Genomic DNA, 22030 nt, shown 5'->3' on the forward strand with positions numbered 1-22030 from the left:
CGCCTTCGGGCGCTTTTTTTCAGTCGCAGGCCTGGAGCGCGTCACCGAGCGCGCCGACCAGGCGATCGATTTCGGCTTCGCTGCTGATGAAGGGCGGTGCGAGCTGAATGGTGTCTGCGCCGTAGCGCACGTAAAAACCCATTTCCCAGCACTTCATCGCGATTTCGTAGGGGCGCCGTGCCGGCTCGCCGGGCAGAGGGGCTATGGAAAAGCCCGCGGCCAGGCCGAAGTTGCGGATGTCGAGCACATGCCTGGCGCCGCGCAGGCCGTGGACCGCATTCTCGAAGTAGGGCGCGAGCGCCTTGACGCGCGCGGGCAGGTCTTCGCGCTGCAGCAGGTCGAGCGCGGCGAGCGCGGCCGCACAGGCCACGGGATGGGCAGAATAGGTGTAGCCGTGGGCGAATTCGACCAGGTATTCGGGGCCGCCCGCGGCCATGAAGGTGTCGTAGATTTCCCGGCTCGCGACGCAGCCGCCCAGGGGCTGCACGCCATTGGTCACCTGCTTGGCGAAGTTCAGGATGTCGGGCGTGACGCCGAACACCTCGGCGCCCGTCCAGCCGCCGCAGCGGCCAAAGCCGGTGATGACTTCATCGAAGATCAGCAGGATGCCGTGCTGCGTGCAGATTTCGCGCAGGCGCTGCAGGTAGCCTGCGGGCGGAATCACCACGCCCGCCGAGCCCGAGAACGGCTCGACGATCACGGCCGCGATGGTGCTTGCATCGTGCAGCGCGATGATGTCGAGCAGGCGGTCGGCGAGCGCGCGGCCGTCGATCGCGGGCATGCCCTTGTGGAAGCCGCCCAGTGGCGGCTGCGTGTGGGGCAGGTGGTCGGCCTCGATGCCCTGGCCGAACAGCTTGCGGTTGCCCGCGATGCCGCCGACCGAAATGCCGCCGTAGTTCACGCCATGGTAGCCCTTTTCGCGGCCTATCAGCCGCGTCTTGCCGGCCTGGCCCTTGGCGCGCCAGTAGGCGCGCGCCATCTTGAGCGAAGTGTCGGCGGCTTCGGAGCCCGAGCCGGTGAAGAACACATGGTCCAGGCCTTGCGGCATCAACTCCTTGATGCGGTTGGCCAGCGCGAAGGCTGCGGGGTGGCCGAACTGGAAGGCCGGCGCGTAGTCGAGCTGCAGCGCGGCCTGGCCCACGGCCTCGGCGATTTCCCTGCATCCATGGCCCAGGCCCGAGCACCACAGGCCCGAGAGCCCGTCAAAGATCTCGCGGCCCTGCGCGTCGCGCAGGTAGGCGCCCTGCGCGCCGACCACCATGCGCGGATTGGCCTTGAAGTTGCGGTTGCCGGTGAACGGCATCCAGTGGGCATCGAGCCAGGCGGCGTCCATGCGGGGGGCGGTGATATCGGCGAAGTTCATGCGCGCATCCCTTTACGAAAGACAGGGGCGCGCCGACGCCCGGCGGCGTCAGCGGCAAAAGTTTCGTGTAGCGTGCCAGCAGTTGCACGCACTGTCCAGCCGGTTTATGGTCCGGCCGCAAGAGCCAGGCAGCGCGCGAGCACCGCCGCTGCCTGGTCCAGGCGCGGGCCGGGGCGCGAGACCAGATCGACTTCGGCCGCGTTCAGCGTGCAGATGCGGCCGCTGCGCACCGCGTCCATCGCGCCCCAGCCCGGGCGCTGCGCGAACGCGGCCGCGGGTGTTTCGGGCGTATGGATGATGAGCTGCGGGTTCTGGCGCACGATGTATTCGGGCGACAGGCGCGGGAAGGGCCCGAACGCGGGCGCGACGATATTGCGCGCGCCCAGCGTCGTCAGCAGCTCGCCGATGAAGGAGTTTGCTCCGGCCGCATACGGCGTGGCGTCGACCTCGAAGTACACGCTGGGCCCCGCCCGGGCCGGGCGCGCGACGCGGTCGACGCCGGCCTGCAGGCGCGCGATCAGCGCGTCGGCGCGCTGTTGCTGCAGCAAGGCATCGAGCGCATGCCATTGTGCGCGTATGCCCGCGAAATCATGGGCGTCTAGCGCGAGCGCCGGAATGCCGAACTGCGCGAGCTGGGCCATCAGCGGCGGTGAATAGGGCAGGAGCACGACATCGGGGCGCAGGCGCACGATGGCCTCGACCGACGGCGCGGAAGCCTTGCCCAGGCGCGGCAGGGCCGCGATTTCGGGCGGGTGGTTGGAGAGTGCATCGACCCCGACCAGCCGCTCGCAGGCGCCGAGTGCGCACAGCGACTCCGTGACCGAAGGCAGCAGCGAAACGATGCGCTGCGGCACGCGGGCGATTTCGACCGTGCGGCCCTGGCTGTCGCGCACGCCATAGGCGAGCGCTGGCGAGAGCGCGCCCAGCAGCGCGCATGCCGCGAGCAGCCATGGTGCCAGGCGGGCGGTCAGTTGGAGGGTGCCCATTTCACACTGACAAACAAGGTGCGGCCGGCGTTGGCATAGCCCTTGGTCGGCGCATAGTCGCGGTCGGCGAGGTTGTTGACGCGCGCCAGCAGCGACCAGTCCCTGGCCAGCTTGTGCTGGGCATAGAGGTTGACCACGCCATAGCCACCCAGGCTGTCGGTGTTGTCTGCATCGGTGAAGCGCGCGCTGTAGAGCTGGGCTTCGGTGCCCAGCGTCCAGCCCGCGACCTGGGTGTCGGCCGAGAGCTTGAGCATGCGCTTGGAGCGATAGGGCACGAGCTTGCCGTTTTCCAGGTTCTTAGGATGGAGGAAGTCCAGCGACAGGCCCAGGTTCATGCGGTCCATGCGCGTAGCGCCGGTCAAGGTCAGGCCCTTGAGCTCCACGCTTTCCCAGTTGCGGTAGCAATTGCAGGCCGGCGAACTGGTCCAGTCGTAGGTGATCTGGTTCTTGATCCTGTTGCGATAGGCCACGGCCGACAGCTGCTGGCCGCCGGCGCTGTAGTGCAGGCCGGTCTCGACATTGGTGCTGCTCTCGGGCTTGAGGTCGGCCGCGGCCTGGCCCGTGAAGCGCTCGTACAGCGTGGGCGTGCGAAACGCCGTGCCCGCCGAAACCACCCAGCGCAGGCTGTCATGGAGCTGCAGGCCGTAGCCCAGGCCGCCCGTGTTCTTGTTTTGCTGGTCGCGCACGCGGTCGTGGCGTGCATTGGCGTCGAACTGGTGTGCACCGCTGGCATAGCGCCAGCCGGCCGCCAGCGAGTCCTGCACGCGGCGGCTGTCGGTGTTCTGCGTCCAGGCGTAGTCGGTGGTCAGCCGGTCTTCGCGCCGCTCGAGATCGAGGTTCAGCCGGTGCGCGCCGAGTTTCCACTGGTTTTGCAGCAGATAGTTGGTGCTGGTGCCGTCGGTGCCCTCGGGAGAATCCGTGAAGCGCTGGATGTCGCTGCGCGCATGGCCCAGCTGCACCACGCTCTGGTAGGTATCGCTCCAGGCGGCCTGCCAGCGCAGCGTGCCCGTGGTGTTCTTCACGCTGTCGTAATCGTCGAACGGTGCGGTGCTCTGGTCGTACTGGGCCTTGAGGCGGTTGTGCTGCAGGCGCGTGTCGATCTGGTGCATGCCATGCTTGAAGCCGGCGTTCAGGCCCAGCGACGTGTTGCTATAGCCGTCACGGTCGGGGTTGGGAGCCCAGGGGCTGCCGGCGTCGAAACCGTCACTGCGCTCGTCGGCCAGATGCAGGCCATAGCTCCAGCCGTTGGCACCGCCTTGCAGGCCGGTCGCAACCTTGGAGGTGCCCTGGTTGCCCAGGCCGGCCTCGGCGTGGGCGCGCAGCGGACCCTGCTTCGAGTCCGCCTGGCGGGTGAAGATCTGCACCACACCGCCCATGGCATCCGATCCGTAAATGGCGGCTGCCGGGCCGCGCAGCACTTCGATGCGCTCGATCTGCGCGAGCGGCAGTGCTGCCCAGGCCGCACCGCCTTGCATTTCCTGGCTGCTGTAGCGTACGCCGTCAATGAGCACGGCCGTGTGCTGGTTGCCGGTGCCGCGCAGCGATACCGAGGTGATCTGTCCGGGGCCGCCGTTGCGCGTGATCTGCACGCCGGGCACCTGGGCCAGCAGGTCGGCGACGCCGACGGCGCCGCTGCGCTCTATGGCCGCGCGGTCGATCACGCTCATGTCGGCGGTGACGGTGCGCAGCGGCTGGGCTTCGCGCGCGGCCGTCACCACCACGGTGTCGAGCGCGGGTGCCGGTTGTGCCGCGGCCAGCGAGCACAGGCCGGTCGCGGTCATGGCGGCGAGCGCGCAGGCGTGCAGTCGCACCGGCACGCCGGTGTGGATTCGCAGGGAAATAGTCATGAAGGATTACCAGTTCGCGCCAGCGACCCCGCCGGCACTTCGCTCACAAGGTTCTCGCAGGCGCGAAAACCGCCTCGTTGGCCGGTATCCAGACTGGTGAACCTGCGCACAATGCCTTCCCGGCGCAAGGCTGCGCCAGTGGCTTGGGTGTGTACGCCGGCCTGTGGCTACAGGCCTGTTCACTCACTGTTGCGGGGGCAGTACAGGCTAGGCAGATGCATAAGGCATCGCCACCCTGTTTCCCGTTTAACGGCCCTGCAAGATCTGCAGGGCCTGCACCAACGCGGTGATTCTAATGGCAGCGCGTTTCTAGACCGCGAGGCGCAGCGCGGTGACGATGGCCACGCCTATCGCCAGATTGGCCGCGACCCAGACGCGGATGCCGGCCAGCGCCTTGCCGCCTGCGGGCCAGTCGCCGGCCTGCACCGCACGGTCCAGGCGCTTGAACAGCGCAAAGCGGATATGGCCGAAGATGGCGGCCATCACCAGACCCAGCACGGTCATGACTTTCCACGACAGCGGCATCTGGAACTGCAGGCCCGACTGCGCCGCCATCTGGTAGACCGAGGCGACCATGCCCAGCCCCGACAGCAGCACCACGGCCACCGTCACCAGCATGGCCGCGAAAAACCGCTGCAGCACGCCGTGCATCAGCTGCACGCGCGCCGCGGGTTCCAGCGCCTGCACCGCGGGGCGCAGGAAGAAGTGGGAGAACGCCATGCCGCCCAGCCAGAGGATCACGGCCAGCAGGTGGATGTACTTCAGGGGAGCGAACAGCATGGGGTGGATCTCAGATGGGTGCCGCGTTCTTGCGTTCCTCGGCCTGGCAGGCCGCGGCGGTGAAAATGATGTCGGTGGAGGAGTTGAGCGCGGTTTCGGCCGAGTCCTGAACGATGCCGATGATGAAGCCTATCGCCACGACCTGCATGGACACGTCGCTGGAGATGCCGAACAGGCTGCAGGCCAGCGGAATCAGGAGCAGCGAGCCGCCGGCCACGCCCGCGGCGCCGCAGGCGCAGACCGAGGCCACCACGCACAGCAGGATGGCCGTGGGAATGTCGACCACGATGCCCAGTGTATGGGCGGCGGCCAGCGACAGCACGCTGATGGTGATCGCCGCGCCGGCCATGTTGATGGTCGCGCCCAGCGGAATCGCGATGCTGTAGGTGTCTTCGTCCAGCTGCAGGCGCCTGGCCAGCGCCAGGTTGATCGGGATGTTCGCGGCCGAGCTGCGCGTGAAGAAGGCCGTCACGGCGCTTTCGCGCAGGCACATCAGCACCAGCGGATAGGGGTTGCGGCGGATCTTGGCGAACACGATCAGCGGGTTGACGACCAGCGCGACAAACAGCATGCAGCCCACGAGCACCGTCAGCAGGTGGGCATAGCCCAGCAGCGCGGCCGTGCCGGCGTCGGCAAACGTTGCCGCGACCAGGCCGAAAATGCCCAGCGGCGCGCAGCGGATCACGCCCTGGATGATGACGGTGATCGCGTTCGACAGGTCGCCCAGCAGCTTGCGCGTGCCTTCGCCCGCATGGCGCAGCGCCACGCCCATGCCCACGGCCCAGACCAGAATGCCGATGTAGTTCGCGTTCAGCAGCGCATTGACCGGGTTGTCGACGGCGCTGAGCACCAGGGCCATCAGCACTTCCTGCACATTGCCCGGTGGGGTGATGCTCGTGGTGGCCGCGGTCTGCAGCACCAGCGTCGAGGGAAACAGCATGCTCGCGAACACGCCCACGATGGCAGCGGCCAGCGTGCCGATCACATACAGGAAAAGAACGGGCCGGATCAGCGTCGAATCGCCGGGACGGTGGTTGCTGATCGACGCCATCACGAGGATCAGCACCAGCACCGGGGCGACGGCCTTGAGCGCCGAAATGAACAGCGTGCCCAGCAGCGCCACGCCCGGGGTGGCCGAGGGCCAGAGGAAAGCGAAGGCGATGCCGGCGATCAAGGCCATCACGATTTGTGTCACAAGGCTGGTGCGCTGCATCCAGTGCAGCAATGGCTTGAAGATCATGGGAAAAGCGAAATTCGAATAAGGCGGTGGTAGGGGCGCGGCACACAATCCGGCCGGGCAGCGCGCGGCCTCGGGGCCTGGCAGGCGGGGCGCAGGCACCCGGCCCGCGCTGCGGGAGCCGGGAGTTTAAGCGCTGGGGATAAAACCCCCTGGGCGGCATGCCGCTTGGCAGCGAAGTCAGTGACTGCATTTGCCGCCATTTGTCGCTTTCGATGCCACCGGGAATCCGCCGGGCATGGGCTTGCGTCGATAATCGCGGGCTATGTCGTCCCCCAAAGTTCTCTTCGGCTTCCACGCCGTAGGCGTGCGTCTGAAGACCGCGCCGCAATCCATCGTCGAAATCTACTACGAGGCTTCGCGCCGCGACGCCCGCATGCGCCAGTTCCTGGACCGTGCACGCGCCGCCGGGGCCCGCCTGATAGAGGCCGACGGCGAACGCCTGGCCAAGCTCGCCGGCAGCCACGGCCACCAGGGCGTGGCCGCGCGTGTCGAGCCCACCAAGCAGATCACTTCGCTCGACGAGCTGCTCGAAAACCTCGAGGAAAGCGGCGTCAGGAACCCGCTGCTGCTGGTGCTCGACGGCGTGACCGATCCGCACAACCTCGGCGCCTGCCTGCGCGTGGCCGACGGCGCGGGTGCGCACGCGGTGATCGCGCCCAAGGACCATGCGGCCGGCATCAATGCCACCGTCGCCAAGGTGGCCAGCGGCGCGGCCGAGACCGTGCCGTATTTCATGGTCACCAACCTGGCGCGCACGCTCAATGAGCTCAAGGAGCGCAACATCTGGATCATCGGCACCAGCGGCGATGCCGACAAGAACATCTACCAGATGGACCTCAAGGGCCCGGTCGCGCTGGTGCTGGGCGCCGAAGGCGACGGCATGCGCCAGCTCACGCGCAAGACCTGCGACGAGCTGGTCAGCATTCCCATGCAGGGCGCGGTCGAGAGCCTGAACGTGTCGGTGGCCAGCGGCGTGTGCCTGTTCGAGGCCGTGCGCCAGCGGCTGGCCGCCGTCTGAAGACGGCTTGCCTGGAGCGCATAACACAACCCAGCAAATCGAAGATTTGCGGTTGAGGCTAGGCGCGTTGCCGCAGACAGTGTGAGTAGCACGGTAAGGCAGCGCAACGACGTCTCAAGGGTTTTGTGAGGCGCTCTCAGTCGCGCGCGCCGGGCTCGGCGCTGGCGGCATTGAGCAGCGCCAGGTCTTCCCCTGAAAGCTGCAGCCGCGCGGCCGCCATCAGCTGCTGCAACTGCTCCAGCGAGCTTGCGCTGGCGATAGGCGCGGTGATCGCCGGGCGCTGCATCTGCCAGGCCAGCGCCACCTGGCCGGGCTGCGCGCCCAGGCGCTGCGCGACGGCGTCGAGCGCCTGCAAAACCGCCAGGCCGCGCGGATTCAGGTAGGTGCTCACGGTCTTGGGGCCGCGCGGGCTTTTGCTGGCATCGGCTTCGCTGCGGTACTTGCCGGTGAGAAAACCCGCGGCCAGCGCGTAGAAATTGATCACGCCGATCTCCTGCGCAACGCACAGCGGTGCGAGCTCGCGCTCGAACACCGCGCGGTCGCAGAGGTTGTACAGCGGCTGCAGGCTCTCATAGCGCGGCAGGCCCAGGCGCTCGCTGGTCAGCAGTGCTTCCTTGAAGCGCACCGCGCTGTAATTCGAAGCCCCTATGGCGCGGACCTTGCCCGCGGCGATCAGATCCGCATAGGCGCCCAGCGTGTCGGCCAGCGGCACGTCGGCGTCGTCATCGTGCGACTGGTAAAGGTCGATATAGTCGGTCTGCAGGCGCTGCAACGAAGCGTCGACGGCCTGCCGGATATAGGCCGGGCGCAGGCCTGCCTTGCCATCGCCCATGTCCTTGCCGACCTTGGTGGCGATCACCACCTGCTGGCGCCGGCCGCTGCGCTGGAGCCACTTGCCCAGGATGCGCTCGGATTCGCCGCCCGTGTGGCCGGGCACCCAGCGCGAATAGACGTCGGCGGTGTCGATGAAATTGAAGCCCGCGTCCAGCCAGGCATCGAGCAGTGAAAACGCCGTGGCTTCGTCCACGGTCCAGCCAAAGACATTGCCGCCAAAGCACAGCGGCGAAACCTGCAGGCCCGAGCGGCCAAGGCGTCGAAGCGGGGGCGGGGAGGAAGACGGGGCAGTGGTCATGGGCGTGTCCTTTGCATTGCGTATCGTTCCATTATGCAAACACGCCGGTGAGCGGCTAGCCGGTAACCGCGTCGTCTTCGTTGCGCGCGCTGGCGTGGAACTGCAGGCCCAGCACGTGGGCCATTTCGCTGAGCGTCGACAGGCGCGGGTCCAGGCCGCCGCTTTCGAGGCGCTGCACCGTCATGCGCGACAGTCCCGCGCGCTCGGCCAGATCGGCCTGGGTCATCTGCGCGGCCTTGCGCGCCTGGGTGAGTTGTTCTATCAGGGGATGGGTCATGGCCGGGATATTAACCCCCACGCTCGCCCACTGCGTGTGGCTCGCTGCCCCCAGAGGGGGCCGTCCGCCGCCTTGGGGCGGCCCGGCGGCGGCGGTTACCCCCACGCTCGCTCGCTTCGCGTAGCTGCGTTGGGGGGGCAAAGCCCCCCAAGCACCCCGTCGGACGACTCAAGCAAACAGATTAAGCCTGGTTCCCAGCAGCCCGAAACGTGCCAGTTCGGGCTGCAGCAAGGCCTGCTGCGCGGCAGCGGGCGGCGCCACGCTTTGCGCGGCAGCCTGTTCCCCGCGGCGCAGTGCCGCCAGGCTCTGGGCATCGACCACGCGCTGCTGTGACCAGGCCCGGCTGGCGTTGTCGAGAGCGCGTTGGTAGGTGATGTCCATGGTGGCGGGAAGCTTCGAGGCGAATGGTGGAAGTGCCTTGACTTTAGCTGCGCGCGCAGCGCTGCCATGGCCGGAAAAACGCCCGGCAGACCATGCTTTCCGGGCGATCAGTCCAGGCAGTCGAGGCTGTTTTGCCGGCAATAGTGGGGGCCGGGTGTGTCGCGTGGCTCATGCACATGCGCCTGGAGATCGCGCAGCGCGGTGCGCAGGCCTTCCTCGATCACCGGGTGATAGAACGGCATGTCGAGCAGCTCGGCCACGGTGCTGCGCCGCGCAATCGCCCAGGCGATCAGGTGGGCCAGGTGCTCGCCCGCGGGCGCGCACAGCTGGGCGCCGAGCAGTTCGCCGCCATTGGCCTTGGCATACAGCCGCAGCGCCCCCTGGTTGCGCAGGCCCGTGCGCGCGCGGCCCTGGTTGGCGAAATCCACGCCGCCTATCGCGACTTCATCCGTCCAGTGCGGGTCATAAGGCAGGCCGATGGATGCGACCGACGGCTCAGTGAACGTGATGGCCAGCGGCGTGCGCCGCGCGTATGCGCGCGGGTGATCGGCGACTGCATTGCTGCCCGCGATTTCGCCTTCGTCGGCGGCCTCGTGCAGCAAGGCGCGGTCGGGGTTGATGTCGCCGGCCCAAAATACCGAGAGCTGCTCGAGCTGCAAGGTGTGGGGGTCGACGTCGGGCAGGCCGCGGTCATCGAGCGCCACTCCGAGATTTTCCAGGCCCAGGCCACAGACCGACGGGCGCCGTCCCGTTGCGGCCAGCACGGCGTCCACCTGCGTAGAAAAGTCACCCGCGCCCACGGTGATCGCGCGCGCATCGAAGGCTTTGAGCTGCGGCATCCGACCCAGCTGCAAATGCATGCTGCCTGACAGGCTCTGTTCGAGCGCCGCGTTGACCTTGGGGTCGGCGAGCCCGGCCAGGTGGTGGTTGGTGTGGAATGCGGTCACTTCAAGGCCCAGATGCGCGAGTGCCTGCGCCATTTCCGTGCCCAGCGGGCCCAGGCCGAGCACCGCCATGCGCCGCGGCAGGTCGGTCTGCTCGAACAGCGTATCGGTGGTCAGCACACGCGGGCCCAGCACCTGCCATTCGTCGGGGACATGGGGCGTGGAGCCGGTGGCGATGATCAGGCTGCGCGTGCTCAGGCGGCGCTGGCCGTCGATTTCCACGGTATGCGGGTCGAGGATGCGCGCGCGGCCGGTGATGGCGCGCGTTCCCAGATCGGCCGTGGTCTGCAGCACGCCCGCGACAAAGCGGTCGCGTTCGGCGCGCACGCGCTGCAGCACGGCGGGAATGTCGGCATGCAGTTGCGCGGCGCCGCGCAGGCCAAAGGCCTCGAACTGGTGGCGGCGATGGAAGGCATGGGCTGCTTCGAGCAGCAGCTTGGACGGCATGCAGCCCACGCGCGCGCAGGTCGTGCCGCCCGGGCCGGCGTCGATCAAGGCAAAGCGCTGCGTATGCCGGCGCACGGCGCGCAAGGCGGCGAGACCGGCCGAGCCGGCGCCAATGATGAGAACGTCGTAATCGTATGCAGCAGCCTGATTCATGCACCCACTTTGCATGGCCCCCATGGCGCGGCCTGTAGGCGGACATGCATCGCCCGGGCCGGACAGCACGCCGCGGCCTGTGCGCCGCTTCAGGCGTCGAGCCAGCCCAGCCGTCCCTGGCCGATGTCGTTGAGGTGCTGGACAAACGCCGCGCCGGCTTCCTCGGGCATGCGCCAATGCAGCGTGACCAGGCTGCCGTGCGCCACGTCGAGCAACTCGGCCTGCGCCGCGGCGATTTCGCGGCGCAGCAGGCCTTCGAGGGAATAGGGCACGCTGCAGCGCAGCGCGGCCATGCGCTGCAGCCGGACCTTGGGGGCGCTCAGCAGCGCCTGGGCGACGCAGTCGGTGTAGGCGCGCACCAGTCCGCCCGCGCCCAGCTTGACGCCGCCGAAATAGCGCACCACGGTCGCGAGCACGCCTTCGAGTTCCTGGTGGCGCAGCACGTCGAGCATGGGCCGGCCCGCGGTGCCGCTGGGCTCGCCGTCGTCGACGGCGGCCGACTGGCCGCCCGCGAGCAGGGCCCAGCAGACATGGGCCGCGCCCGGGTGCTCGCGCCGCAGGCTGTCGACCACCTGCTGGGCGCTGGCGCGATCGGTCATGGGTTGCACGCAGCCGATGAAACGGCTTTTCTTGATCAGGAGTTCGCTCCGTGCGGGCGCGGCGAGAGTCTGTGGCATGGGGCTGCCGAGCTTAACGCAAGGCGCAACCGGGATGGCAGGCAGGTGACGTCATTGCTGGAATTTGTCCTACACGGATCATTGTGGTCAGTGTCTATGCTTGAGGGCATAGGAGTGACCGACCATGTCCAGCAGCCTACCCCCAACCCACGATCTGGCCGCGCACACATTCGGGCGCCACCAGTTCAGCCCGCCGCCGTTGCCGGAAAGTCTCGAGCGTGCGTCCACCGTGGGCGCGCTCGCTGGAGGCCAGGACCAGTCTTGCGCTCCCGTCCCGGACCTCGATCAGCGCATACGCGACGTGGGTGAATGGTGAAATCAGGCCCCCGCCGGCATTGCTGCCGGCGGTGCTGTTTCAGGGCCTGAAAACCCTGAACCCGGATGGATTGCACCGGCCTGAGCGCTTTGGCCGGCCGCTTGTGCGGCACAGGGCAATGCTAAAGTGCGCCTCCTATGCCTCGATACTGGTTGCTCCAATCCGCTGCAGCCCCTTCCCGCCAGATGGCTCTCGCCGATGTCGGCCGCCTGCTTGAACGCCTTGGGGGCGCGGGCAGCGATGAAGTCGCCGAAGCCTTGCTGCAACTGCTGGTCCGTGACGTCCCGCTCGCGCAATGCGCGATTTTTTCGTTCCAGGGCCAGGGCCGGCCCCAGGTCGTCGGCTTGGGTGACCGCGCGCGCACCGGCGCGCTGGCCGCGATTTCCCAGGACTATGCGCAGCGCTTCTACCTGCTCGATGGTGCCCAGCGCGTGCTTGCCGAGGAACTGGCCTGGGTCAATGCCCAGCGGGGCGCGCTGGCCGCAACGCCCGCCAGACCCCGTATCTGGCTGCATCTGCAGGCGCGCGGCGAAGTGCTTCACCCCGAATACCGCGCCGTCTGCTATGAGCAGCCCCAGGTGGTCGAGCGGCTTTCGTTGCTCAGCCGCCAGCAGGGTGCACGCTGGCTGTCGGTGAACCTCTACCGCGGCGAAGAGCATGGGCCGTTCGATGCGGCGGCGATCGCGGCCATTGAAGCTTTTGCACCCATGGTCATCGACGTCATGCGGCTGCATTACGCGGGCCAGACGCTGCAGGATGACCTCGCGGGCTGGGTGATCGCGCGCCTGCACAGGCGCTTTGCCCAGCTGACGCAGCGCGACCTCGATGTCGTGCGCGGCGTGCTCGAAGGGCTTGACACCGCCGCGCTCGCGCAGCGCCTGGGCCTCACGCTCGAGAGCGCGCGCACCTACCTCAAGCGCGTGTGCCGCAAGCTCGGCGTGCAGGGCCAGCGCGAACTGTTCGCGCTGCTGATGGAGCCTGGCGAGCGCCGGCCCTGATATTCGAAGCAATGTTCCCATATGGGGACATTGCGCGGCCTCCTGCTTCCTACACTGGCGCCACAAAACCCGATTTTCGCGCCTGCCCAGGAGACAAGCCCCATGCACCAGCCCCATGCCCAACCGCGGCCATCGATCTACTACCCCTACCAGGTGCATGCGCCCTGGCTGGCATCCGGGCACCCGGCCCAGCCGCGCCATGCGGTGGTCATCGCGGGCGCCGGCCCGGTCGGCCTGACGGCCGCGCTCGAGCTCGCGCGCCAGGGCGTGGCCTGCGTGGTGCTGGAGTCCGAGCTGCAGGTCAGCGAAGGCAGCCGGGCGATCGTGTTCACGCGCCGTTCCATGGAAATCCTGCAGCAGGTCGGCGTGTCCAGGCGCGTCAGCGACAACGGTCTGCCCTGGCGTTTCGGCAACTCGTTCTACCGCGGCCAGCGCGTCTACCGCATGGAAGCGCCGCATGACGAGGACGACCGCTTCTTCCCGATGATCAACCTGCAGCAGCAATACCTCGAGGAGTACCTGATCGACGCCGCGCTGGCCCATCCGCTGATCGATTTTCGCTGGGGCAACCGCGTTGCCGAAGTCGTGCAGGAAGAGGGCTTTGCGCGCCTGCAGGTCGATACGCCCGAAGGCATCTATGCGCTCGAAGCCGGCTGGCTGGTGGCCTGCGACGGTGCGCGTTCGGGCATACGCTCGGCCATGGGATTGCAGATGGAAGGCGCGTCGTACGAAGGCCGTTTCGTGATCGCCGACATCCGCATCGACTTGCCGCTGCCAACCGAGCGCCTGGCCTATTTCGACCCTGAGTGGAACCCGGGCAACACCATTCTCATGCACCGCGAGCCGCACGGCATCTGGCGCGTCGACTACCAGTTGCCGCTGGACGAAGATCCGCAGGAGGCGCTGCGGCCCGAGTCGCTCAAGGCACGCATCGACGCCCAGCTTGAAATGATAGGTTGCGGCGGACTGCCCTGGCGCATGGACTGGAGCTCGGTCTATTCGGCGCGCGCGCTGACGCTGCCCGACTATGTGCATGGCAGCGTGGTCTTTTGCGGCGATGCGGCCCATATGCTGCCGATCTTCGGCGTGCGCGGCGCCAACACCGGCTTCCAGGACGCGCAGGCGCTGGCCTGGCGGCTGGCGCTGGTGGCGCGCGGCGTCGCGCCCCGGGCGCTGCTCGCCACCTACAGCAGCGAGCGCGTGGGCGCGGCGCGCGAAATCGTCGAGGAGGCCGGCAAGAGCACGCGCTTCATGGCGCCGCCCACGCGCGGCTACCGGCTGCTGCGCGACGCCGTGCTGTCACTGTCGTTGAGCGAGCCGTTTGTCGGACCGCTCTACCACTGGCGCACATCGCGCCCGCATGCCTATGCGCAGTCGCCGCTCAACAGTGCGGCAGACGATAATGCGCTGTTCGAGGCCGGGCCCGGACACGGCGCGCCGCCGCAGAACGTGCGCCTGGGGGAAGGCAACTATCTGCTCGACCATGTAGGCGGCCATTTCGATCTGCTGTATTTCACCGATGGCGCGGCCATCCCGCTGGAGTTGCAGGCCACGGCCCAGGCCGCGCGGGCGTGCGGCGTGCCGCTGCGCATCGTTGCCGTAAGCAGCGGCAATGTGACGGTCGCGGGCGCCGACCTGGTTTTGCATGACGGCGCAGGCCGCTGCCGCGCGCGCTACGGCGTGCCGGCCCCGGGCGCGGCCTATCTGCTGCGCCCCGACCAGCATGTCTGCGCGCGCTGGCTCGCGCTTGACGCCGCCCAGCTGCAGTCGGCGCTCGACTGCGCGCTGGCCATTTCTGCCCCTATTGAAAGCCGCTGATGCCTCACACTCTGAACTCCCAACCGGCGGCTGCGCCCGCACTCGATATCGCCGGCCTCGAGTCGGTCTACGAAACCCTGGCCTCGGCCGTGGACGCCGTCGGGCGTGATAAAAGCGAGCTGTTCCTCGCCAAGCTGGCGCTGCTGTGCGCGCAGCGTATCGGCGACGCGCAGGTCATGGCCACGCTGGTGGCGAACGCGCAGAAAGACCTCTGAGCGTTTACCCTGGGCGCAGCAGGGCGCGCAAGACCCTGCTGCAGCAAAGCTACCTGTGCAAAAGTACACTGGCAGGTTCCAGTCCCCACGATCGCACCGCCATGAACGCCCCCGTTGACGTTTCCTTTTTTGCCCGCGCCGCCAAGCCGCTGACCAGCTACCGCCCGTACTGGGCCAAGCGCTTCGGCACGGCCAAGTTCCTGCCCACCACGCGCCAGGAAATGGAACAGCTCGGCTGGGACAGTTGCGACGTGGTGCTGGTCACGGGCGACGCCTATGTCGACCACCCGAGCTTCGGCATGGCGGTGATAGGCCGCGTGCTCGAAGGCCAGGGCTTTCGCGTGGGCATCATTGCCCAGCCCGACTGGCAAAGCGCCGAGGCGTTCAAGGCGCTGGGCAAGCCGAACCTGTTCTGGGGCGTGACCTCGGGCAACATGGATTCAATGATCAACCGCTACACGGCGGACCGCAAGATCCGCTCGGATGACGCCTACACGCCGGGCGACGTCGCGGGCAAGCGTCCCGACCGTGCGGCCATCGTCTACAGCCAGCGCTGCCGAGAAGCCTACAAGGACGTGCCGCTGGTGCTCGGCGGCATCGAAGGCAGCCTGCGCCGCATCGCGCATTACGATTACTGGAGCGACAAGGTACGCCGCTCGGTCGTCGTCGACTCCAAGTGCGATCTGCTGCTCTACGGCAACGCCGAGCGCGCGCTGGTCGAAGTCGCCCACCGCCTGGCCGCGCGCGAGCCCGTTGACACCATCACCGACGTGCGCGGCACGGCGTTCGTGCGCCGCGCGTCCGAGGCCGGCTGGTTCGAGATCGACTCGACCACCGTGGACGAACCTGGCCGCGTCGAAGCCCATATCAACCCCTACCAGACCACCAGCGAGCAGGCCGCGGCCCAGGGCAGCACCTGCAGCAAGGAAGATGGGGAAGCGGCCGCTGCGTCCGCGATTCCCGAAATCGCGGGCCCGAGCTGCGGCACGGGCAAGAACGTTCCGGCCCGGCGCCAGTACGATTCCCCGCTGGTCGCGGGCGTGGAAGAGGGTGACTCGGTACAGCCCATACAGTTCGTCGCCAACCCCGCGCTGCGCAGCAAGCTCAAGGTGCCGCCGCGCGACCATTCGGTGATCCGCCTGCCGAGCTACGAGCAGGTCAGGAGCGACCCGATTCTCTATGCCCACGCCAACCGCGTGCTGCACCTCGAGACCAACCCGGGCAATGCGCGGGCCCTGGTGCAGGCGCATGGCGAAGGCACGACGGCGCGCGACGTCTGGATCAACCCGCCGCCGATTCCGCTGACCACGGCCGAGATGGACTATGTGTTCGATCTGCCGTATGCGCGTTCGCCCCATCCGAGCTATGCCGATGAAAACGGCAGCCACGACGGCGCGACCAAGATTCCAGCCTGGGAAATGATCCGCTTTTCGGTCAACATCATGCGCGGCTGCTTTGGTGGCTGCACCTTCTGCTCGATCACCGAGCACGAAGGCCGCATCATCCAGAGCCGCTCGGAAGATTCGATCATCCATGAGATCGAGGACATCCGCGACAAGGTCGCGGGCTTCACCGGCACCATTTCCGATCTGGGCGGCCCCACGGCCAACATGTACCGCCTGGGCTGCCGCACGCCCGAAATCGAGGCCGCCTGCCGCAAGCCCAGCTGCGTCTATCCGGGCATCTGCCAGAACCTGACCACCAATCACGACCCGCTGATCAAGATCTACCGCCGTGGCCGCGCGCTCAAGGGCATCAAGAAGATACTGATAGGCTCTGGCCTGCGCTACGACCTCGCGGTGCAGTCGCCCGAGTACGTCAAGGAGCTGGTACAGCACCATGTGGGCGGCTACCTGAAGATCGCGCCCGAGCACACCGAGCAGGGGCCGCTGACCAAGATGATGAAGCCGGGCATCGGCAGCTACGACAAGTTCAAGAAGATGTTTGAACAGTTCAGCGAAGAGGCCGGCAAGAAGCAGTTCCTGATTCCGTACTTCATTGCTGCCCACCCGGGCACCAGCGATGACGACATGATGAACCTGGCCATCTGGCTCAAGAAGAATGGTTTTCGCGCCGACCAGGTGCAGACCTTCTACCCCAGCCCCATGGCCACGGCCACGGCGATGTACCACTCGGGCCGCAACACGCTCAAGCGCGTGCGCCGCAATGTGCTCAATGACGACGAGTCGGTCGACATCGTGCGCGGCGAGAAGCGCCGCCGCCTGCACAAGGCCTTCCTGCGCTACCACGACCCGAACAACTGGCCGCTGCTGCGCGAAGCACTCAAGACCATGGGCCGCGCCGACCTGATAGGCAACGGCAAGCACCATCTGATCCCGACCTTCCAGCCGATGACGGATGGCACCTACCAGAGCGCGCGCCGCAAGAACAGCACCGCGCCCGAAAAGGCCATGGCGCGCCCCCAGGCCGCGGCCACGGGCGGGCGCAGCGCCGCGGCGCCGGTCAAGGGTCAACTGCTGACACAGCACACCGGCCTGCCGCCGCGCGCGGGCACGGGGGCCAAACCCGGCGCCAAGCCCACGGCCCGTCCAGGGAACGCGCGTCCGGCCACGGGCAATGCGCGCCCCGCAGCGGGCAAGCGCAGCGGGCGCTGAGCGCGCCGAGGCCGGTGCCGGCCTCGGATCGACATCAGGCCGGAATCACGTGCAGCGGAATATCCTGCTGCACCGCCATCTCGCGCAGATGGGCCACTGAACGTTCGCCGACAAAGCGGGTGATCGCCTCATGCGTCGTGGCTTCGCGCATCGTCGCCACGTCGCCGCGCGCGGGCAGGCCCGCGGCCGCGCACAGCCGTGCGGCGAAATGCGGCTCGAGCGCGGCGATCGCGACCATGCCGTCCTGGCAGCGGTAGGTGCGGTAGCCCGCATGCGCGCCGCCGACATCGCCCTGGGGCGCGGACAGGCCCCAGTGCAGCGGCTGGGCCAGCCATTGCGCGGCTTCGAACAGGCCGATGTCCAGCAGCGCGCCCGCGCCCGAGCGCAGCCTGTGCATCTGCGTCTGCAAGACGGCTTCGCTGGCCATCAGCGCACCGGTCATGTCGGCCATCAGCGACGCCGGCATCTGCCCGGTGTGCAGCAGCCCGGCTTCGGCCTGGTAGGTGATGTCATGGCCGGGGGTGTCGGCGCCGTCGCCGGTCGCACCAAAAATGCGCACCATCGACAGCTGCGGATAGCGCTTTTGCAGCGTGTCCCAGTCGAGCCCCAGCTTGTGCAGGGCCGCGGGCCGAAACGAGGTCAACAGAACATCGGCGCGCGCGAGTTCGGCGTGCAGCTGTGCCTGGCCTTCGGGCGACTTGAGATCGGCCTGCAGGCGTTGCACGCCTGTGTGCAGATCGTTGTAGGCATTGGGGCAGTAGGTGTGCAGCGGGTCGGCGCTTTCGGCGCCGGCTGCGGCCAGGGGTTCGAGCTTGGTGCATTGCGCGCCCATTGCCGCGCAGCGGCGCAGCGCGGCCGGGCCGGGCAGGTTCAATGCCAGGCTCAGAATGCGCACGCTGCGCAGCGGTTGCAGGGGCAGGGCCGACCAGGAAGAGGGAGTTTGCATCGTCATGACCTCATAAGTGCGGCGTTCGTGGACCGCATTGGCGCCATGCCAATATGTCGGGTTCATGTCTTTATACGCAGATGCGTGGCCCCCCGCCCTCGGTGCAAGCCCTCTTGCGGCCTGGTGGCTATTGCCTGTGTTCTGTTACATCAGTCGAGCGCCGCGCCCAGGCGCTGCGAAATCGCGCGCGCGGCCTGCAGCAGCGCGGGCAGCATCTGCGCCTGCATGACTTCGGCGCTGGTGCGGTTGGCCTGGCCGCTGATGTTGAGCGCGGCCACGGTCTGGCCGGCGCGGTTGGTGAGCGGCGCGGCCAGCGAGATCAGGCCTTCTTCCAGCTCCTGGTTCACCAGGCACCAGCCCTGGCTGCGCGCCTGGCGTATGCGTGCGATCAGCGCGGGCACATCGACGATGGTGTGCTGCGTGTAGCGCTCCATTTCCAGCGCCTGCAGGCGTGCTTCCAGTGCCTCGTCGGGCAGCGCTGCGAGCAGCACCCGCCCCATAGACGTCCAGCAGGCGGGCAGGCGCGAGCCCACGCCCAGGTGGGTGCGCATGATCTTGTGCGTGTGCACGCGCATCACATAGACCACGTCCAGGCCGTCGAGCACGGCGGCCGAGCACGACTCGCGCACCTGGTCGACCAGGGCTTCCATCACCGGCTCGGCAAGGTTCCACAGCGGCATGGAGGACAGATAGGCAAAGCCCAGCTCCAGGATGCGCGGCGTGAGGCGAAACAGCCGGCCGTCGCTCTCGACATAGCCCAGCGTCTGCAGCGTCAGCAGGATGCGGCGTGCGCCCGCGCGCGTCAGGCCCGTGCGCGCCGCGACTTCGCTGAGCGTCTGCTGCGGCGCCTCGGCGCTGAACGAATGGATCACGCCCAGGCCGCGCGCAAACGATTGCACATAGCTGTCACCGGGCTTGGGGTCTTGGGTGGGGGGCTGGACGGTCATGGGTTGCCTCTCTATAATTCATTATACGAACATTTGTTCTTTAGGCGAACATTTGCCAGGATTTTCGATCCCCAGGAGACGCATTACATGATCAACAAGATTGCCGACTCGGTGGCCCAGGCGCTGTCCGGTGTGAAAGACGGCGCCACGGTACTGATTGGTGGCTTTGGCACGGCCGGTATTCCCAACGAGCTGATCGACGGTTTGATAGAGCAGGGCGCGCGCGACCTCACCGTGGTCAACAACAACGCCGGCAATGGCGACGAAGGCCTGGCGGCGCTGCTCAAGACCGGCCGCGTGCGCAAGATCATCTGCAGCTTCCCGCGCCAGGTCGACAGCCATGTGTTCGACGGCCTGTACCGCAGCGGCCAGCTCGAGCTCGAACTCGTGCCCCAGGGCAATCTGGCCGAGCGCCTGCGCGCCGCCGGTGCCGGCATCGGCGCCTTCTTCTGCCCCACGGCCTATGGCACCGAGCTGGCCGCGGGCAAGGAAACGCGCGAGATCAACGGCAAGCACTATGTGCTCGAGTACCCGATCCACGGCGACGTGGCGCTGATCAAGGCCGAGCAGGGCGACCGCTGGGGCAACCTGAACTTCCGCATGTCGGCGCGCAACTTCGGCCCGGTGATGGCCATGGCCGCACGCCACACCGTGGCCACGGTGCATGACATCGTCGAGCTGGGCCAGATGGACCCCGAAAGCATCGTCACGCCCGGCATCTTTGTCAGCCAGATCGTGCGCGTCGAGCGCGTCGCGACCCAGGCCGGCGGCATCAAGAAAGCCGCCTGAGCGGCGTGCGACAAGGAAAGAAGAACATGAGCAGCTATCAAAAACGCAGCAAAGACGAGCTTGCCAAGCGCGTGGCCGAAGACATCCATGACGGCGCCTATGTGAACCTGGGCATTGGCCAGCCTACGCTGGTCGCCAACCACATTCCCGCGGGCCGCGAAGTCATCCTGCAAAGCGAGAACGGCATCCTGGGCATGGGCCCGGCGCCGGCCGCGGGTCAGGAAGACTACGACCTGATCAACGCCGGCAAGCAGCCCGTGACGCTGCTGCCCGGCGGTGCCTACTTCCACCATGCCGACAGCTTCGCGATGATGCGCGGCGGCCATCTCGACATCTGCGTGCTCGGCGCGTTCCAGGTCTCGGCCACGGGCGACCTCGCGAACTGGAGCACGGGCGAACCCGGCGCGATTCCCGCCGTGGGCGGCGCGATGGACCTGGCGATCGGCGCCAAGCAGACCTGGCTGATGATGGACCTGCTGACCAAGAAGGGCGAAAGCAAGATCGTCCCGCAGTGCACCTACCCGCTCACGGGCATTGGCTGCGTCAAGCGCATCTACACCGACCTGGCGACGCTCGAATGCACGCCCGACGGCCTCAAGCTGGTCGATATGGTGCCCGGCCTGACCCATGCCGAGCTCGAGCAACTCGTAGGCCTGCCCATCCAGGCTTGATGTCGTGCCGCCCCCATCCGCAGCCGCCTGCCAAGAGCGGCCTGTGCGGCGGTACAACCCCTTTTTTCTTTGATTCGACCCATTCAGGAGACACCATGAACCAGGCCTTTATTTGCGATGCAATCCGCACGCCCTTCGGACGCTACGGCGGCGCATTGTCTAGCCTGCGCGCCGACGATCTGGGCGCGCTGCCGATCAAGGCGCTGATGGAGCGCAATCCCGGTGTGGATTGGGCCGCCGTGGGCGACGTGCTCTATGGCTGCGCCAACCAGGCCGGTGAGGACAACCGCAACGTGGCACGCATGTCGGGCCTGCTCGCGGGCCTGCCGCTGGAAGTGCCGGGCGCGACCATCAACCGCCTGTGCGGCTCGGGCCTGGACGCGGTCGGCAGCGCAGCGCGTGCGATCAAGTCGGGCGAAACCGGCCTGATGATCGCCGGCGGCGTCGAAAGCATGAGCCGTGCGCCTTTCGTCATGCCCAAGGCCGAAAGCGCGTTCAGCCGCAACAACGCCGTGTATGACACGACCATAGGCTGGCGCTTCGTCAACAAGCTCATGAAGGCGCAGTACGGCGTGGACTCCATGCCCGAAACCGCGGAAAACGTCGCCGACGACTTCAAGATCGAGCGCGAAGCCCAGGACCGCATGGCCCTGGCCAGCCAGATCAACGCCGCCGCAGCGATCGCCGCCGGTCACCTGGCGCGCGAAATCGTGCCGGTGTCGATTGCCCAGAAAAAGGGTGACGCGATCATCGTGAGCCAGGACGAGCACCCGCGCGCGACGACCATCGAAGCGCTGGCCAGGCTCAAGGGCGTGGTGCGTGCCGACGGCACCGTCACCGCGGGCAATGCCTCGGGCGTCAACGACGGCGCCTGCGCGCTGCTGCTCGCCGACGAAGCCAACGCCGCCAAGTACGGCCTGACGCCGCGTGCCCGCGTGGTCGGCATGGCCACGGCCGGCGTCGCGCCGCGCATCATGGGCTTCGGTCCCACGCCCGCGACGCTCAAGGTGCTGGCCCAGACCGGCCTGACGCTCGATCAGATGGACGTGATCGAACTCAACGAAGCCTTTGCGGCGCAAGGCCTGGCCGTGCTGCGCGCATTGGGTCTCAAGGACGACGATGCGCGCGTGAACGCCTGGGGCGGCGCGATCGCCCTGGGCCACCCGCTGGGCGCCAGCGGCGCGCGACTGGCCACGACGGCCGTCAACCGCCTGCACGCCACCGGCGGCCGCTACGCACTGTGCACGATGTGCATAGGCGTGGGCCAGGGCATCGCGGTGATCATCGAACGCGTCTGATACCGGCACCGCGACAGCGGCCTGCGCTTGCATTCGCTTTCATTCTGCGCGCGCAGGCTGGAACTCGCGGCGCGCAGATGCCATCCAATCGGAATCCCGCCTGGTCCTTCAAGAGGTCAGGCGGGTGCGCACACAGCGCGCATGCCACGCTGAAGACGCTGGCCCAGGTGGT

The 22030-nt window shown here is 67.7% G+C and carries 21 protein-coding genes and 1 riboswitch; of the genes, 9 read left to right on the forward strand and 12 right to left on the reverse strand.

The genetic code is table 11. The annotated features are described in order from the left end of the window. Positions 1-19: 19 nt before the first annotated feature. The 5 genes from GVL12_RS10170 to sstT all read right to left on the reverse strand — a co-directional run bounded on the left by GVL12_RS10170 (position 20) and on the right by sstT (position 6216). Positions 20-1363 (reverse strand): aspartate aminotransferase family protein, encoded by a 1344-nt coding sequence (locus GVL12_RS10170; protein WP_159913473.1) that lies wholly within the window; start codon positions 1361-1363, stop codon positions 20-22. Positions 1364-1467: 104 nt separating this feature from the next. Next, complete coding sequence (locus tag GVL12_RS10175; protein WP_159913475.1) at positions 1468-2349, reverse strand: ABC transporter substrate-binding protein; 882 nt, start codon at positions 2347-2349, stop codon at positions 1468-1470. Continuing rightward, positions 2331-4196, reverse strand: a complete 1866-nt coding sequence (locus GVL12_RS10180; RefSeq protein ID WP_159913477.1) for a TonB-dependent receptor — start codon at positions 4194-4196, stop codon at positions 2331-2333. Before GVL12_RS10180 ends, GVL12_RS10175 begins: the two co-directional genes overlap by 19 nt. Positions 4197-4257: 61 nt before the next feature. Continuing rightward, a riboswitch (cobalamin riboswitch) is annotated at positions 4258-4494 on the reverse strand. 11 nt (positions 4495-4505) lie between these two features. After that, on the reverse strand, positions 4506-4976 hold the full coding sequence (locus tag GVL12_RS10185; RefSeq protein ID WP_159913479.1) for a CopD family protein: 471 nt from the start codon (positions 4974-4976) through the stop codon (positions 4506-4508). Between the two features lie 10 nt (positions 4977-4986). Beyond that, a complete protein-coding gene (gene sstT, locus GVL12_RS10190; RefSeq protein WP_200843655.1) occupies positions 4987-6216 on the reverse strand; it encodes a serine/threonine transporter SstT in 1230 nt (409 codons plus the stop codon). Positions 6217-6478: 262 nt separating this feature from the next. Here sstT and rlmB point away from each other — a divergent pair, with 262 nt between their 5' ends. Then, a complete protein-coding gene (gene rlmB, locus GVL12_RS10195) occupies positions 6479-7234 on the forward strand; it encodes a 23S rRNA (guanosine(2251)-2'-O)-methyltransferase RlmB (RefSeq protein ID WP_159913481.1) in 756 nt (251 codons plus the stop codon). Between the two features lie 136 nt (positions 7235-7370). Here rlmB and GVL12_RS10200 read toward each other — a convergent pair whose 3' ends face one another. From GVL12_RS10200 to GVL12_RS10220, 5 genes are all read right to left on the reverse strand, one after another. Then, positions 7371-8366, reverse strand: a complete 996-nt coding sequence (locus GVL12_RS10200; RefSeq protein ID WP_159913483.1) for an aldo/keto reductase — start codon at positions 8364-8366, stop codon at positions 7371-7373. Positions 8367-8421: 55 nt separating this feature from the next. After that, a complete protein-coding gene (locus tag GVL12_RS10205; RefSeq protein WP_159913485.1) occupies positions 8422-8643 on the reverse strand; it encodes a helix-turn-helix transcriptional regulator in 222 nt (73 codons plus the stop codon). Positions 8644-8811: 168 nt separating this feature from the next. Next, positions 8812-9024, reverse strand: coding sequence for a hypothetical protein (locus GVL12_RS10210; RefSeq protein ID WP_159913487.1), 213 nt, complete (start codon positions 9022-9024; stop codon positions 8812-8814). 107 nt (positions 9025-9131) lie between these two features. Then, positions 9132-10568, reverse strand: a complete 1437-nt coding sequence (locus tag GVL12_RS10215) for a dihydrolipoyl dehydrogenase (protein ID WP_159913489.1) — start codon at positions 10566-10568, stop codon at positions 9132-9134. Between the two features lie 89 nt (positions 10569-10657). Continuing rightward, positions 10658-11245: a YigZ family protein gene (locus tag GVL12_RS10220; protein WP_159913491.1), complete on the reverse strand. Its 588-nt coding sequence runs from the start codon at positions 11243-11245 to the stop codon at positions 10658-10660. 124 nt (positions 11246-11369) lie between these two features. Between GVL12_RS10220 and GVL12_RS10225 the strand changes: the two genes are divergently transcribed. The 5 genes from GVL12_RS10225 to GVL12_RS10245 all read left to right on the forward strand — a co-directional run bounded on the left by GVL12_RS10225 (position 11370) and on the right by GVL12_RS10245 (position 17207). Then, a complete protein-coding gene (locus GVL12_RS10225) occupies positions 11370-11561 on the forward strand; it encodes a hypothetical protein (RefSeq protein ID WP_159913493.1) in 192 nt (63 codons plus the stop codon). Between the two features lie 185 nt (positions 11562-11746). Then, positions 11747-12559 (forward strand): helix-turn-helix transcriptional regulator, encoded by an 813-nt coding sequence (locus GVL12_RS10230; protein ID WP_200843656.1) that lies wholly within the window; start codon positions 11747-11749, stop codon positions 12557-12559. Between the two features lie 102 nt (positions 12560-12661). Further along, complete coding sequence (locus tag GVL12_RS10235; RefSeq protein WP_159913497.1) at positions 12662-14377, forward strand: FAD-dependent monooxygenase; 1716 nt, start codon at positions 12662-12664, stop codon at positions 14375-14377. Further along, positions 14377-14592, forward strand: coding sequence for a DUF2783 domain-containing protein (locus tag GVL12_RS10240; protein ID WP_159913499.1), 216 nt, complete (start codon positions 14377-14379; stop codon positions 14590-14592). Before GVL12_RS10235 ends, GVL12_RS10240 begins: the two co-directional genes overlap by 1 nt. Positions 14593-14693: 101 nt before the next feature. Further along, the gene (locus tag GVL12_RS10245) at positions 14694-17207 is read left to right on the forward strand and encodes a YgiQ family radical SAM protein (RefSeq protein WP_159913501.1); all 2514 of its coding nucleotides are present in this window, start codon (positions 14694-14696) and stop codon (positions 17205-17207) included. Between the two features lie 34 nt (positions 17208-17241). Here GVL12_RS10245 and GVL12_RS10250 read toward each other — a convergent pair whose 3' ends face one another. Both GVL12_RS10250 and GVL12_RS10255 read right to left on the reverse strand, forming a co-directional pair. After that, positions 17242-18219, reverse strand: coding sequence for a CoA transferase (locus tag GVL12_RS10250; RefSeq protein WP_200843657.1), 978 nt, complete (start codon positions 18217-18219; stop codon positions 17242-17244). A gap of 83 nt (positions 18220-18302) precedes the next feature. After that, complete coding sequence (locus GVL12_RS10255; protein ID WP_159913503.1) at positions 18303-19100, reverse strand: IclR family transcriptional regulator C-terminal domain-containing protein; 798 nt, start codon at positions 19098-19100, stop codon at positions 18303-18305. A gap of 87 nt (positions 19101-19187) precedes the next feature. On the opposite strand from GVL12_RS10255, the gene GVL12_RS10260 reads away from it, so the two are divergent. From GVL12_RS10260 to pcaF, 3 genes are all read left to right on the forward strand, one after another. Then, positions 19188-19889, forward strand: a complete 702-nt coding sequence (locus GVL12_RS10260) for a 3-oxoacid CoA-transferase subunit A (RefSeq protein ID WP_159913505.1) — start codon at positions 19188-19190, stop codon at positions 19887-19889. A 26-nt stretch (positions 19890-19915) separates the two neighbouring features. Then, positions 19916-20560 carry a 3-oxoacid CoA-transferase subunit B gene (locus GVL12_RS10265; protein ID WP_159913507.1) on the forward strand — a complete coding sequence of 215 codons (645 nt, stop codon included), beginning with the start codon at positions 19916-19918 and terminating at the stop codon, positions 20558-20560. Positions 20561-20655: 95 nt separating this feature from the next. Further along, positions 20656-21858, forward strand: a complete 1203-nt coding sequence (pcaF, locus tag GVL12_RS10270) for a 3-oxoadipyl-CoA thiolase (RefSeq protein WP_159913509.1) — start codon at positions 20656-20658, stop codon at positions 21856-21858. Positions 21859-22030 lie beyond the last annotated feature (172 nt).

Origin of the sequence: Pantoea sp. 18069, from assembly GCF_902706035.1 — a bacterium.
Classification (GTDB): Bacteria; Pseudomonadota; Gammaproteobacteria; order Burkholderiales; family Burkholderiaceae_C; genus Comamonas.